This is a genomic window from Parabacteroides bouchesdurhonensis, from assembly GCF_900186615.1.
Lineage (GTDB): Bacteria > Bacteroidota > Bacteroidia > Bacteroidales > Tannerellaceae > Parabacteroides > Parabacteroides bouchesdurhonensis.
The window spans coordinates 1,862,428-1,876,870 of record NZ_LT896588.1 but is presented as its reverse complement, the minus strand read 5'-3'; the positions used below and the strand labels follow the sequence as shown (position 1 = coordinate 1,876,870).

Here is a 14,443-nt window from a genome sequence, read left to right as displayed (position 1 = left end):
TAGTATCTTATGAAGACAGTTTTAATAACCGGAGCAAACGGTCAATTGGGTAATTCCATTCGTTTATTATCCGGAAAACATCCCCGGTTTAATTTCCTTTTTACAGATGTAGACCAATTAGACATTTGTGACAAAGAAGCGGTCCGGTCATACGTACAAAACAATGCCATAGACTACATTGTAAACTGTGCCGCTTATACTGCTGTTGACAAAGCAGAAGATAATATTGAATTATGTACCCGTATCAACCGGGATGCCGTCCGTTATCTGGGTGAAGCCGCCGGGATAGAGGGAGCAAGAATTATCCATGTATCAACAGACTATGTATTTGATGGTACAAACTATTGTCCTTATGTGGAGACAGCCCCCACCTGCCCCGTGTCTATATACGGAAAGACGAAGCTGGAAGGAGAAACAGCATTATTAAAAGCATGTCCGGATGCAGTAATTATCCGGACAGCTTGGCTATATTCCGAATTCGGAAGTAATTTTGTAAAAACAGTATTACGTTTAAGCGAAAACCCGAATGAGCTACGTTTCATATTCGACCAGGTAGGAACTCCTACTTATGCCGGAGATCTGGCTGCTGCTATCCTTCAAATTATTGAGCAGGGAGAAGATGGCGCCTATCATCCCGGTATTTACCATTTTTCGGACGAAGGAGTATGCAGTTGGTACGATTTTACAGTAAAAATAGTACAATTGGCAGGAAGAAACAACAAAGTAGTTCCAATAGAGACAAAAGATTACCCGACACGGGCTTCTCGTCCGCATTACAGCGTGTTAAACAAAAGTAAAATCAAAAAGACATACGGGCTGATTATCCCGCATTGGGAAGAAAGCCTGCAGGTTTGTTTGAAACAATTACTTCCTTTATAAATCAAATAACAAAACGTATTAATACATAACAATGAGTCAATATTCCGAAGAGATCAAGAGAAGAAGAACATTTGCCATCATCAGCCATCCGGATGCGGGTAAAACTACATTAACCGAAAAACTATTGTTATTCGGAGGAGCTATCCATGTGGCCGGAGCTGTTAAATCCAATAAGATTAAAAAGACTGCAACGTCCGACTGGATGGAAATAGAAAAACAACGTGGTATCTCTGTTGCAACCTCTGTAATGGCTTTTGATTATGCCGATCATAAGATTAATATATTAGACACTCCCGGTCACCAGGATTTTGCAGAAGATACTTTCCGTACGTTAACGGCCGTAGACAGCGTTATCATCGTTATCGACATTGCAAAAGGTGTAGAAGCACAAACACGTAAACTGATGGAAGTGTGCCGTATGCGTAAAACACCTGTGATTGTCTTCGTAAACAAAATGGACCGTGATGGTAAAGACCCGTTCGATTTGTTGGATGAAATAGAAGAAGAGCTGCATATAAATGTACGGCCGTTAAGCTGGCCTATCGACATGGGACAGCGTTTCAAGGGAGTATATAATATCTATGAACAAAATCTAAACCTGTATACCCCAAGCAAACAGTATGTAACTGAAAATGTAGAATTCAAAGACATCAACAATCCTGAATTGGAGAACTATATTGATCCTCACCAGGCAGAAAAGCTTCGCCAGGATATTGAACTGATAGAAGGTGTATATCCCGAATTCGATGTCGAAACTTATCTGAAAGGTGATATCGCTCCGGTATTCTTTGGTTCTGCTTTGAACAACTTTGGAGTAAAGGAACTGCTAGATTGCTTCATCAAAATAGCCCCGTCTCCCCGACCGGTACAGGCCATTGAAAGGACCGTTGATCCTGAAGAAGATAACTTTTCGGGTTTCATATTTAAGATACATGCCAATATGGACCCGAACCACCGCAGTTGTATTGCTTTCGTAAAGATATGCTCCGGACGTTTTGAACGGAATGCGAATTATAAACACGTACGTTTCGGTAAGCAAATGCGTTTCAGTAGTCCCACAGCATTTATGGCCCAGAAGAAAGAAGTGGTAGACGAAGCTTATGCCGGCGATATCATAGGGTTGCCCGATACCGGTAACTTTAAAATCGGAGACACATTGACTTCCGGTGAAGAACTCCACTTCAAAGGTTTGCCAAGCTTCTCTCCCGAAATGTTCAAATACATTGAAAATGCAGACCCGATGAAGGCTAAACAGCTTAACAAGGGTATTGAGCAGCTAATGGACGAAGGTGTTGCCCAGCTATTTACCAACCAGTTTAACGGACGCAAGATTATAGGAACAGTTGGCCAGTTACAATTTGAAGTAATCCAGTACCGTTTGCTGCACGAATATGGCGCCCAATGTAAATGGGAACCTATCAGTTTATACAAGGCTTGTTGGATAGAGAGTGATAATGCCACTGCATTAGAGAACTTCAAGAAACGCAAGGCGCAGTATATGGCTACAGACAAAGAAGGTCGCGACGTTTATCTGGCAGACTCGGGGTATGTACTGATGATGGCTCAACAAGACTTTCCGGACATTAAATTCCATTTCACTTCCGAGTTCTAAAGAAAATGAAACAGACTACTGCTATATTGGTCTTTCTTAGCGCATGCATGCTATTTTCATCCTGTCAGCAAAAACAACAGTACTATACGCTAACAGGTCAACTCCATACTCCCTACGTTGTAAAGTATGAGTATAAGCGACCGCTAACAAACGAGATCAATGCAGAGTTTCAACATTTCTATCATCTGTTTAATGCGTTCGATTCCACGTCTGTAATCTCCCGGATAAACCGTAATGAAGATTTGTCGGTAAAAGACACGTTGTTTGCCAAGCTCTTTAATACAGCGAAACATGTATCGGAGCAGACCGACGGAGCTTATGACATTACTTCCGCCCCGATAATAAACCTTTGGGGATTCGGATTTAGCAAGAAAGACAGTGTTACCCCCGGACATATAGACAGTGTTAAGGCTTTTGTAGGTTATCAGAAAATACATCTGGTAGACGGAGAAATAAAGAAGAATGACCCTCGCCTGCAATTGAATGCTTCTTCTTTGGCAGACGGTACGGTATGTGACATGATAGCCCGCATGTTTGAAGAAAAAGGCATACAGAATTTCATGATAGACTTTGGAGGGGAAGTTGTGGCCAAAGGAGTTAATCCCAAAGGCGAATGCTGGCGTATCGGTATAACGAAACCGATTGACGATGCTTCCGGAGCAACTCAAGATATACAGGAGATCGTTACTTTATGCGGGCGTCATGCTTTGGCAACTTCGGGCAACTACCGCAACTTTTATATAAAGGACGGAAAGAAATATGCTCACACCGTCGACCCACGTGAAGGTTGTCCCGTGCAACGGGATGTATTAGGAGCAACCGTAATCGCCCCCGAAGGCATGGTAGCCGACGCATATGCCACCGCATGTATGGTACTTGGTTCTGAAGGGGCTCGCAAACTAAAAGAATTAGCCCCGGAAATAGAATATTATCTCATTTGTTCCGATTCTACAAGCACGAATTACCGTATAGAGTATTCGGAAGGGTTTGGTAAGTATTTGCCGGCAAAGGAATGATCGTTATTTTAATTTAATATGGCTTCTCCCGAGTATTTTTGCGATCGCAAGAAAGGTCGTGCCAGTGCCCTCACCTCCGGGAAGTTCATCCATCGTTATAGCCTCCCATCCTCCAGTTCCGTCCAATCACCCCATAACCTTCCCAATTAACAATGGTAAATCCGGTATTTAAAAGAGCTGACTTTTGAACTTAAAAGTCCCGTCTTAACACTTCAAAAGAGCTGACCTTTGAAATGTTAAGACGGGACTTCTATATTCAAAAGATATATCCTTTGAAACATGAACTCAAATCATCAATATCGCATTAACTATTGTACACATATTTTCACCATACAGCCTTTAATCACCTATCAAATTAACATCAGGCAACACTGTTGAATATTTTATCCTCAATAAAAAAAGGCTCATTCTCTGTTGACAGATGAATGAGCCTTTTCTATATTATATCGTTTTATTATTTCTCCCGGACAAATATATTGATCGGTGTACCTGTAAACTCCCAATTGTCACGGATTTTATTTTCAAGGAAGCGTTTATACGGTTCCTTTATCCACTGGGGAAGATTACAAAAGAACACAAATGAAGGTATACTTCCGGCTGGCAATTGCGTAATATATTTAATCTTAATATATTTTCCCTTCCATGCGGGAGGCGGATAGTTCTCGATAATAGGCAACATCACCTCGTTCAGCTTAGCTGTAGGAACGCGTCGGTTACGATTCTCATATACTTCTTTTGCAGTTTCCAATACCTTTAGAATTCGTTGCTTGGTAAGTGCCGAAATAAACAGGATAGGAAAGTCGGTAAATGGAGCGAGACGTTCGCGTATCGCATTCGTGTAAGACTTAATAACAGCTTGACTTTTGTCTTCTATCAAATCCCATTTATTTACACAGACAACCAAGCCTTTTTTATTTTTCTGCACTAAGGAGAAGATATTCAAATCCTGACTTTCGATACCGCGCGTAGCATCCAACATCAAAACGCAGACATCCGAATTCTCAATAGCACGAATGGAACGGATTACGGAATAATATTCCAAATCTTCATTCACTTTGCCTTTTTTACGAATACCGGCCGTGTCTACCAAATAAAAGTTCAAACCAAACTTATTGTATTTTGTATATATGGAATCGCGCGTAGTGCCGGCTATTTCAGTCACAATATGGCGGTCTTCTCCAATAAAAGCATTAATCAATGACGATTTACCTGCGTTTGGACGGCCAATAATAGCAATACGGGGTAGTTCTTCTTCTAATTCCTCGGGCTTCTCCTGGGGTAATGTTTCCACAATCTTATCCAGCAAGTCACCTGTTCCGGAACCGTTAATGGCCGAAATACAGAAAGGATCTCCCAATCCGAAAGAGTAAAACTCGGCAGCGGCAGCATGCATCTCAAAGGTGTCTGCTTTATTAGATACGATAATTATTGGTTTCTTAGAGCGGCGAAGGATACCGGCTACTTCTATGTCCAAGTCGGTAATGCCATTCAACACATCTACCACAAACAAGATAACGTCAGCTTCTTCAATAGCTATTTGTACTTGCTTGTTTATCTCTTCTTCAAAAACATCGTCCGAATTAACTACCCATCCACCGGTATCAATAAGAGAAAATTCTTTACCTGTCCACTCCACTTTACCGTACTGACGGTCGCGGGTTGTGCCTGCTTCTTCGTTAACAATGGCTTGTCTGGTGCCAATCAAACGATTAAACAAGGTGGATTTACCTACGTTGGGCCTACCAACTATTGCTACAATATTTCCCATAATCAGATTTTTTCTTAATCTAGTTGATAACCGAAATTCTTCAATAAATTATCCCGGTTACGCCAATCTTTTTCTACTTTGACAAACATTTCCAAAAAGACTTTCTTGCCGAAGAAGCGTTCTATATCCTTGCGGGCCATCGCGCCGACCTTTTTTAATGCTTGCCCTCTATGTCCTATGATGATTCCTTTCTGAGAGTCGCGTTCCACCACAATAAGTGCCTTGATATGAATCATCTCTGCTTCTTCTTTAAACAGCTCAACTATGACTTCAACCGAGTAAGGCACTTCTTTCTGATAGTAAAGGAGTATCTTCTCGCGAATAATTTCCGTTACAAAGAAGCGCGCCGGTTTATCAGTTAGTGCATCTTTCTCAAAATAAGGAGGAGACTCGGGCATCAAGTCTTCCACCCTTTGCTTCACATAATCTATATTAAAGTTTGAAAGCGCTGAGATTGGTATAATCTCCGCTTTCGGAAGCAGTTCCTTCCATTGAGCAACTAATTTTTCGAGATCGGCCTGGTTAGTCTGGTCTATCTTATTAATCAGTAACAGTACCGGGCATTCTACGCTCTGTACTCGATGGAGAAACTCTTCGTTCTTGTCAATCTTTTCGATAACGTCTGTTACATATAACAATACATCGGCATCGCCTAAAGCCGATTCGGAGAAATTAAGCATAGATTCCTGCAACTTGTAATTAGGATGCAGAACTCCGGGGGTATCTGAATACACTATTTGCATATCGTCGGTATTCACTATACCCATAATACGATGACGCGTAGTTTGCGCCTTCGACGTAATAATAGATATACGTTCTCCCACCAACCGGTTCATCAGGGTAGATTTACCGACATTAGGATTACCAACAATATTTACAAATCCGGATTTATGCTTTCTTTCCATCATATCCCCATTTAAGATAAATTGCTCCCCATGTAAAGCCGGCACCAAAAGCAGCAAGAATCAAATTATCTCCTTTCTTTAGCTTGTCTTCCCATTCCCAAAGGCAAATAGGAATTGTTCCGGCACTGGTATTTCCATATTTTTGAATATTGATCATAACTTTTTCCATATCCACACCCAAGCGTTTTGCCGTAGCATCAATAATACGCAAGTTAGCCTGATGGGGTACGATCCAAGCTATGTCATCATGTGTCAGGTGATTTCGTTCAGCAATCTCGGCAGCCACATCGGCCATATACGAAACGGCATACTTAAAAACATATTTCCCGTCCTGAAAAACAAAATGTTCCCGATTATCTACAGTCTCGTGAGAAGGAGGATAAGCGGAACCGCCGGATTTCATAATCAGATGTGAATAGCCTACGCCGTCCGTACGCAAGATTGTATCCATCACTCCTACTTCTTCCGTTGTAGGTTCAAGCAATACTGCGCCACAGGCATCGCCAAACAGGGGACAGGTAGAACGATCCTGATAGTCTGTAATAGCGGTCATCTTGTCTCCTGCCACTACTACTACTTTTGTATAACGGCCGGAGCGAATATAGTTAGCTCCTGTTTCCAAAGCATACAAAAATCCGGCACACGCACCCTGCAAGTCGAATGTCATTGCATTCTTGCAGCCTGTGTGATAAGCTATAATAGAAGAGGTAGTAGGAAAATGATGATCAGAGGTGGTTGTAGCGGTCAAAATCACTTCAATTTCGTCAGGGTTCACTTTCGTTTTTTCGAGCAATTGCTTCACAGCACGTATACCCATGTAAGAAGTGCCTACCCCTTCCCCTTTCAATATACGGCGTTCTTTAATACCCACACGTGTCATAATCCATTCATCGGTGGTATCAACCAACTTTGAAATATCCTCATTAGTCAATACGTCCTCCGGAACGAATCCACCAACACCTGTTATAACTGCATTAATTTTATCCATATTTTCAAACATAAACAAAGACAACTCATCTTTTGATTAAAAAAAAGCCCTAAAAATATTTTTAGGGCTATTTCTTTAGTTCACCAAACCTACTAAGCTTGACAAACTTATACGGCAGCTTCTTTTTCGATAGCTAACTTACCTCTATAATAGCCGCATTCGCCGCAAACTGTGTGATAGATGTGCCATGCGCCACAATTAGGGCAGATAGCCATTGTTGGAGCTACAGCCTTGTCATGAGTTCTTCTCTTGGCTGTTCTTGTCTTACCTTGTCTTCTTTTAGGATGTGCCATGTTTTTATTTATTTAATTGTTATCATTTTCTATTAAGCCTTTCAGTGCTTCCCAACGAGGATCGGAGGCTTCCATTCCTCCTTCGTCTTCAATCACGATATCGTCGTCAACTACGTCATCGTCTAACTCGCTGTCTGATTCACTTGCACTTCTTGCCGTATGCTTCTTTAGTTTGGAAGACATTGTCTTATTACATTTACCCGGAGCATGTACATGCTTCATTGGTATTGCTAATGCAATAAATTCATAGAGGAACCAAGCCAAATTAATAGAGCCTTCTTCCTCTGGTATCACTACCACTTCATCACTTTCTTCAGCATACTCTTTACCGAATTTCACAACCAAACGATTATGAGTATCTATCGGTAATTCCATATCATCTAAACAACGATCACATGGAACCATTACAACTCCCTCTATCTGGAAGTTCATTTCAAACATCATTGATGATCTTTTTACTGTCAGATGGACTTTTACTTTCCCCTTCTGAACCTGATCTCCATCAATGTCCACAAAAAACTTATTCTCCAACAAGTAATCAAATTCATGTACCCCTGGAGTGAGATTCTTCAAATCTACATTATATAAATTAAACTTTCCCAAAGCCTTTTAGTGTAAAAACCTTGCAAAGGTACGAAAAAACTAAACACAAATGCAATACCTTTATTGTTATTTTTTACTATAACCCAATTTAGCCTTTATACTTCCGAAGTTCTATGCGGAATGTAGTGCCTTTTCCTAACTCGGAACTCTTCACAAATATCTTTCCTCCATGGTAAGATTCTATGATTCGTTTCACTAAAGACAATCCTAATCCCCATCCTCTTTTCTTTGTTGTATAGCCGGGATTGAATACTGTTTTAAATTTAGATTTAGGGATACCTTTTCCTGTATCCGCAATATCAATACGGACGCCTTTATCTTTTTCTTCTACTTGAAAAGTAATTTCGCCATGTCCTTCCATCGCATCAACGGCATTCTTGATCAGATTTTCGATTACCCAAGCAAAAAGGGAATCATTCATTAAAACTAGCAGAGGTTTATCCAAGAGATGCGTGTATATTTTTACTTTGGAGGATATACGGGTTTCCATATAGCTCAATGCGGAACGAATAGAATTATTTATATCCACAGGAACGGGGTCTGGATTAGAACCTATTTTAGAGAAACGTTCAGCAATAGTTTCCAACCGTTTCACGTCTTTTTCCATTTCATTAAGCAAGGACGGATCAATATCTTTCGTCCGAAGATATTCCACCCAAGCTATTAAAGAAGAAATAGGGGTTCCTAGCTGATGTGCCGTTTCTTTAGAAAGACCTACCCAAACTTTATTTTGTTCCGCACGTTTCGTACTTGCCAATGCAAGAAAAGCAATCAGGATAAATACAAACACAACAGAAAGCTGGGCATAGGGATATATAAGTAGACGTTTTAATATGATGGAGTCGTCATAATAAAGATATTGATATGAGCCGTTTTCCAGATCAACCGGTATAGGTTGGTTCTTGCTTTTAAACTCATTCACTTTCTTTTTTAAAAAAGCATCTACATCTTTTTCGGGAAGATCTATATTCTTATTCGCTATTACACTATCTCTGTCATTACAAAGGATAACGGGAATAGAAGTGTTTCCTTGAATAATCCGTAAGATAAGTGTCATGTTAAGACTTGGGTTTTCACTTGTTACAACACGAGTAGCCTCCGCCCACACTTCAATTTTTTGACGTTCTTCCTGAGCTAAATTCTTTATCAACATATCTGATACTACCACAGAAGCAATAGCTATCAAAATAGCCGCAAAAATAAAGATAAGCTTAAATCTCTGACGAGAATCATAAATGCTGCCCATACTAACTCTGCTTTTACAATCAATCCTGAGTTAATTAAAACGCCAAAAACGTAACATTATTATATTATACAAACCAAAAAAAGGAACCAACCTTTCGATTGATTCCTTAAAAACGGCGGCTACCTACTCTTCCACTTTTACGCAGTACCATCGGCGTGACGAGGCTTAACTTCTCTGTTCGGTATGGGAAGAGGTGGATCCCTCGTGCTATAACCACCTTAATATCTTTTATTTCTTAAACACTCTGGACTATCAATAAAGTCTTTTCAGTAAAACTCCTTTCCTACAAAACTATCATCCCACTTTCCCTTCTGAAAGTCTCGGGCGATTAGTACTACTCGGCTCACACATTACTGCACTTACACCTGTAGCCTATCTACGTCGTAGTCTACAACGACCCTTCAGGGATATCTCATCTTGAGGCTGGCTTCGTACTTAGATGCTTTCAGCACTTATCCAATCCAGACTTAGATACCCGGCAGTGCACCTGGCGGTACAACCGGTAAACCAGTGGTCTGTCCAACACGGTCCTCTCGTACTAGTGTCAGAACCCCTCAAATATCCTGCGCCCACGATAGATAGAGACCGAACTGTCTCACGACGTTCTGAACCCAGCTCGCGTGCCACTTTAATGGGCGAACAGCCCAACCCTTGGGACCTTCTCCAGCCCCAGGATGTGACGAGCCGACATCGAGGTGCCAAACCATTCCGTCGATATGAGCTCTTGGGAATGATCAGCCTGTTATCCCCGGAGTACCTTTTATCCTTTGAGCGATGGCCCTTCCATACGGAACCACCGGATCACTATGCTCTAGTTTCCTACCTGATCGACTTGTCGGTCTCTCAGTCAAGCACCCTTATGCCATTACACTCTACGACCGGTTACCAATCGGTCTGAGGGTACCTTTAGAAGCCTCCGTTACACTTTTGGAGGCGACCACCCCAGTCAAACTACCCACCATACAGTGTCCCCACTCCTGCGGGTTAGAACTCAAACAATAGAAGGGCCGTATTTCAACGATGACTCCACGAATACTGGCGTACCCGTTTCTTTGTCTCCGGCCTATCCTACACATCCATTGCCCAAACTCAATGTAAAGCTATAGTAAAGGTTCACGGGGTCTTTTCGTCCCATCGCGGGTAATCGGCATCTTCACCGATACTACAATTTCACCGAGCTCACGGTTGAGACAGTGCCCAGATCGTTACACCATTCGTGCAGGTCGGAACTTACCCGACAAGGAATTTCGCTACCTTAGGACCGTTATAGTTACGGCCGCCGTTTACTGGGGCTTCAATTCAAACCTTCGGATTGCTCCTGAGCTCTCCTCTTAACCTTCCAGCACCGGGCAGGTGTCAGGCTATATACTGCATGTTTCCATTTTGCATAGCCATGTGTTTTTGTTAAACAGTCGCCTGGGCCTATTCTCTGCGGCCATTCCATCTCTGGAATGGCGTCCTTTATCCCGAAGTTACAGGACCATTTTGCCTAGTTCCTTAACCGTGAATCACTCGAGCGCCTCAGTATTTTCAACCCAACTACGTGTGTCCGTTTACGGTACGGGTACTTTATGAATTATGTTTAGCGGATTTTCTTGGGAGCCTGTTTACATCCATATTGCTTTGTGCAAGCACGCTGCATACTGTCAGGTTCGACTCTCAAGGCGGATTTGCCTACCTCGATCTACGTCTACACCCTTTAACCGGCTATTCCGTCTGCCGGCAGGACTGTCACTTCTCCGTCTCCACATCACTCCATAAAGTAGTATGGGAATATTAAACCATTCTTCCATCGGTATCGCCGTTCGGCTTAACCTTAGGGCCCGACTTACCCTGATCCGATTAACGTTGATCAGGAAACCTTAGTCTTTCGGCGAGGAGGTTTCTCACCTCCTTTATCGTTACTTATACCTACATTTGCTTTTCTAAAAGCTCCAACAAGGGTTATCCCTTATCTTCTGCGCCGTTAGAATGCTCCCCTACCATTTCTTTCGAAATCCACAGCTTCGGTAAACAATTTATGCCCGATTATTATCCACGCCAAACCCCTCGACTAGTGAGCTGTTACGCACTCTTTAAATGAATGGCTGCTTCCAAGCCAACATCCTAGCTGTCTTTGCAGTCTGACTTCGTTAGTTCAACTTAATTGTTATTTCGGGACCTTAGCTGGTGGTCTGGATTCTTCTCCTCTCGGACACGGACCTTAGCACCCGCGCCCTCACTCCATGAATAACTATAGCACGCATTCGGAGTTTATCTGGACTTGATAGGCGGTGAAGCCCTCGCATCCAATCAGTCGCTCTACCTCATGCTATATAGTTCACAGGCTGCACCTAAATGCATTTCGGGGAGTACGAGCTATCTCCAAGTTTGATTAGCCTTTCACCCCTACCCTCACCTCATTGGAACACTTTTCAACGTATAACCATTCGGACCTCCAGTTAGTGTTACCTAACCTTCATCCTGGACAAGGGTAGATCACTTGGTTTCGCGTCTACTCACTCCGACTAAATCGCCCTGTTAAGACTCGCTTTCGCTTCGGCTACGTTCCTGAAGAACTTAACCTTGCCGGAGAAAGTAACTCGTAGGTTCATTATGCAAAAGGCACGCCGTCACAACTTAAGTTGCTCCGACCGCTTGTAGGCAGACGGGTTCAGGGTCTATTTCACTCCTCTGTTCGAGGTTCTTTTCACCTTTCCCTCACGGTACTGGTTCACTATCGGTCTCTCGGGAGTATTTAGCCTTACGGGATGGGCCCCGCTGTTTCACACAGGATTTCTCGTGCCCCGCGCTACTCAGGATACCACTAAGCTTCGTTAACCAGTCGTGTACCGGGCTATCACCGTATTTCGCTGTTCTTTCCAAAACATTCCACTTGATTAAGTTCTTGCTATATCGTGGTCCTACAACCCCGCTATTGCCTAAACAATAACGGTTTGGGCTGTTCCGCGTTCGCTCGCCACTACTTGCGGAATCACTTTTGTTTTCTCCTCCTATGGGTACTTAGATGTTTCAGTTCCCCACGTTTGCCTCCCATTAAGGGATGACAGGCCTTCAACCTGCCGGGTTGCCCCATTCGGATATCTTGGGATCAATGGTTATTTGCACCTTCCCCAAGCTTTTCGCAGCTTATCACGTCCTTCATCGCCTCCGAGAGCCTAGGCATCCACCGTCTGCCCTTACTTACTTTCTTTCCGGTGACACTTGCAAGCTATTACTAGCTGTCGTGTCGGGATGATATCTCTGTAAGTTCGCTCTACTTCTTTACTTTATTGATTCTGTCCATCATGTCAAAGATCTTCTTAATAATGTGATAATTATTCAATATGCTAATTTGCCAATTTCTTTTCATTGGCATATTGGCCTATTGCCTCATTGATCCATTATTTAGTGTGGAGAATAACGGATTCGAACCGTTGACCCTCTGCGTGCAAGGCAGATGCTCTAGCCAGCTGAGCTAATCCCCCCTCTTGGTTTGGTAGATAGTAGTTGGTAGTTAGTAGTTAGTAGACTTATCTACTTTAACTTCCTGACTACTTTTACTACTTCTCCCGGAGTGTAGTCCCAGGCAGAGTTGAACTGCCGACCTCTACATTATCAGTGTAGCGCTCTAACCAACTGAGCTATAGGACTGGCTTATCTTTTTCTTCCTGAAACTTTCTTTCCGCGGGGATACCGCGTCGAAGCTTCTGTTTTCTCTACTGGGTTGTCCAGTTTTAAGATCATATATAAATACATTACAACTAAAGCAGCACAAGTAAGGAAGTTAATACCTTCGTTACTATACTCGGTAATTCTGTGCTCCAGAAAGGAGGTGTTCCAGCCGCACCTTCCGGTACGGCTACCTTGTTACGACTTAGCCCCAGTCACCAGTTTTACCCTAGGCCGATCCTTGCGGTTACGGACTTCAGGTACCCCCGGCTCCCATGGCTTGACGGGCGGTGTGTACAAGGCCCGGGAACGTATTCACCGCGCCATGGCTGATGCGCGATTACTAGCGAATCCAGCTTCACGGAGTCGAGTTGCAGACTCCGATCCGAACTGAGACGTGGTTTGGAGATTAGCGCCCTGTCGCCAGGTGGCTGCTCTTTGTCCACGCCATTGTAACACGTGTGTCGCCCCGGATGTAAGGGCCGTGCTGATTTGACGTCATCCCAACCTTCCTCACAGCTTACGCTGGCAGTCTCACTAGAGTCCTCACCTTGATGTGTTAGTAACTAGTGATTAGGGTTGCGCTCGTTATGGCACTTAAGCCGACACCTCACGGCACGAGCTGACGACAACCATGCAGCACCTCGCAAATGGCTATTGCTAGAAAGAATGTTTCCACTCCGGTCCAAATGCGTTCAAACCCGGGTAAGGTTCCTCGCGTATCATCGAATTAAACCACATGTTCCTCCGCTTGTGCGGGCCCCCGTCAATTCCTTTGAGTTTCACCGTTGCCGGCGTACTCCCCAGGTGGATTACTTAACGCTTTCGCTGTAGAGCTTACTGTATATCGCAAACTCCTAGTAATCATCGTTTACTGCGTGGACTACCAGGGTATCTAATCCTGTTTGATACCCACGCTTTCGTGCTTCAGTGTCAGTGATGGTTTAGTATGCTGCCTTCGCAATCGGAGTTCTGCGTGATATCTATGCATTTCACCGCTACACCACGCATTCCGCATACCTCAAACATACTCAAGATAAACAGTTTCAACGGCAATTTTATGGTTGAGCCACAAACTTTCACCGCTGACTTATCTATCCACCTACGCACCCTTTAAACCCAATAAATCCGGATAACGCTCGCATCCTCCGTATTACCGCGGCTGCTGGCACGGAGTTAGCCGATGCTTATTCGTAGGGTACATACAAAACAGGACACGTCCCGCACTTTATTCCCCTATAAAAGAAGTTTACAATCCATAGAACCTTCATCCTTCACGCGACTTGGCTGGTTCAGGCTCTCGCCCATTGACCAATATTCCTCACTGCTGCCTCCCGTAGGAGTTTGGTCCGTGTCTCAGTACCAATGTGGGGGACCTTCCTCTCAGAACCCCTATCCATCGTCGGTTTGGTGGGCCGTTACCCCGCCAACTGCCTAATGGAACGCATGCCTATCTATCAGCGATGAATCTTTAACAAATAT

Annotated in this window: 9 protein-coding genes, 2 tRNA genes, 2 rRNA genes and 3 other annotated features; of the genes, 3 read left to right on the top strand and 10 right to left on the bottom strand. The window is 43.3% G+C overall.

Annotation, left to right across the window (positions count from 1 at the left end):
• The first annotated feature begins 9 nt into the window (after positions 1-9).
• From rfbD to C1721_RS07965, 3 genes are read left to right on the top strand one after another with little or no spacing between them, the layout of a single operon-like run.
• Positions 10-879 (top strand): dTDP-4-dehydrorhamnose reductase, encoded by an 870-nt coding sequence (gene rfbD, locus C1721_RS07975; protein WP_102407885.1) that lies wholly within the window; start codon positions 10-12, stop codon positions 877-879.
• A 31-nt stretch (positions 880-910) separates the two neighbouring features.
• Positions 911-2,491 carry a peptide chain release factor 3 gene (locus C1721_RS07970; protein WP_102407884.1) on the top strand — a complete coding sequence of 527 codons (1,581 nt, stop codon included), beginning with the start codon at positions 911-913 and terminating at the stop codon, positions 2,489-2,491.
• A 5-nt stretch (positions 2,492-2,496) separates the two neighbouring features.
• Positions 2,497-3,507: an FAD:protein FMN transferase gene (locus C1721_RS07965; RefSeq protein ID WP_102407883.1), complete on the top strand. Its 1,011-nt coding sequence runs from the start codon at positions 2,497-2,499 to the stop codon at positions 3,505-3,507.
• Positions 3,508-3,961: 454 nt separating this feature from the next.
• Here C1721_RS07965 and der read toward each other — a convergent pair whose 3' ends face one another.
• The 10 genes from der to C1721_RS07915 all read right to left on the bottom strand — a co-directional run bounded on the left by der (position 3,962) and on the right by C1721_RS07915 (position 12,943).
• Positions 3,962-5,275, bottom strand: coding sequence for a ribosome biogenesis GTPase Der (gene der, locus C1721_RS07960; protein ID WP_102407882.1), 1,314 nt, complete (start codon positions 5,273-5,275; stop codon positions 3,962-3,964).
• A gap of 14 nt (positions 5,276-5,289) precedes the next feature.
• Positions 5,290-6,180 (bottom strand): GTPase Era, encoded by an 891-nt coding sequence (era, locus tag C1721_RS07955; protein ID WP_102409331.1) that lies wholly within the window; start codon positions 6,178-6,180, stop codon positions 5,290-5,292.
• On the bottom strand, positions 6,164-7,168 hold the full coding sequence (locus tag C1721_RS07950) for a beta-ketoacyl-ACP synthase III (RefSeq protein ID WP_102409333.1): 1,005 nt from the start codon (positions 7,166-7,168) through the stop codon (positions 6,164-6,166). The genes era and C1721_RS07950 overlap by 17 nt, the downstream gene beginning before the upstream one ends.
• A gap of 107 nt (positions 7,169-7,275) precedes the next feature.
• Positions 7,276-7,461 carry a 50S ribosomal protein L32 gene (rpmF, locus tag C1721_RS07945; RefSeq protein ID WP_005634607.1) on the bottom strand — a complete coding sequence of 62 codons (186 nt, stop codon included), beginning with the start codon at positions 7,459-7,461 and terminating at the stop codon, positions 7,276-7,278.
• Between the two features lie 12 nt (positions 7,462-7,473).
• Positions 7,474-8,064 (bottom strand): YceD family protein, encoded by a 591-nt coding sequence (locus C1721_RS07940; protein ID WP_102407881.1) that lies wholly within the window; start codon positions 8,062-8,064, stop codon positions 7,474-7,476.
• Positions 8,065-8,152: 88 nt separating this feature from the next.
• Positions 8,153-9,310 (bottom strand): sensor histidine kinase, encoded by a 1,158-nt coding sequence (locus tag C1721_RS07935; RefSeq protein WP_102407880.1) that lies wholly within the window; start codon positions 9,308-9,310, stop codon positions 8,153-8,155.
• A 110-nt stretch (positions 9,311-9,420) separates the two neighbouring features.
• A 5S ribosomal RNA gene (rrf, locus tag C1721_RS07930) occupies positions 9,421-9,531 on the bottom strand.
• Between the two features lie 88 nt (positions 9,532-9,619).
• A 23S ribosomal RNA gene (locus C1721_RS07925) occupies positions 9,620-12,503 on the bottom strand.
• A gap of 200 nt (positions 12,504-12,703) precedes the next feature.
• Positions 12,704-12,777 (bottom strand) — tRNA-Ala (locus tag C1721_RS07920).
• Positions 12,778-12,869: 92 nt separating this feature from the next.
• Positions 12,870-12,943: transfer RNA gene (locus C1721_RS07915), tRNA-Ile, on the bottom strand.
• Between the two features lie 187 nt (positions 12,944-13,130).
• Positions 13,131-14,091, bottom strand: a sequence feature (most likely nonfunctional fraction of RNA operon).
• Positions 14,092-14,102: 11 nt separating this feature from the next.
• Positions 14,103-14,239, bottom strand: a sequence feature (16S ribosomal RNA rRNA prediction is too short).
• Between the two features lie 92 nt (positions 14,240-14,331).
• Positions 14,332-14,403, bottom strand: a sequence feature (16S ribosomal RNA rRNA prediction is too short).
• Between the last annotated feature and the right edge of the window lie 40 nt (positions 14,404-14,443).

Bases quoted from the DNA above. Each gene is read 5' to 3' on its own strand.
- rfbD (WP_102407885.1), top strand. From the start codon at position 10: ATGAAGACAGTTTTAATAACCGGAGCAAACGGTCAATTGGGTAATTCC.
- C1721_RS07970 (WP_102407884.1), top strand. From the start codon at position 911: ATGAGTCAATATTCCGAAGAGATCAAGAGAAGAAGAACATTTGCCATC.
- der (WP_102407882.1), bottom strand. From the start codon at position 5,275: ATGGGAAATATTGTAGCAATAGTTGGTAGGCCCAACGTAGGTAAATCC.
- C1721_RS07965 (WP_102407883.1), top strand. From the start codon at position 2,497: ATGAAACAGACTACTGCTATATTGGTCTTTCTTAGCGCATGCATGCTA.
- era (WP_102409331.1), bottom strand. From the start codon at position 6,180: ATGGAAAGAAAGCATAAATCCGGATTTGTAAATATTGTTGGTAATCCT.
- C1721_RS07935 (WP_102407880.1), bottom strand. From the start codon at position 9,310: ATGGGCAGCATTTATGATTCTCGTCAGAGATTTAAGCTTATCTTTATT.
- C1721_RS07950 (WP_102409333.1), bottom strand. From the start codon at position 7,168: ATGGATAAAATTAATGCAGTTATAACAGGTGTTGGTGGATTCGTTCCG.
- rpmF (WP_005634607.1), bottom strand. From the start codon at position 7,461: ATGGCACATCCTAAAAGAAGACAAGGTAAGACAAGAACAGCCAAGAGA.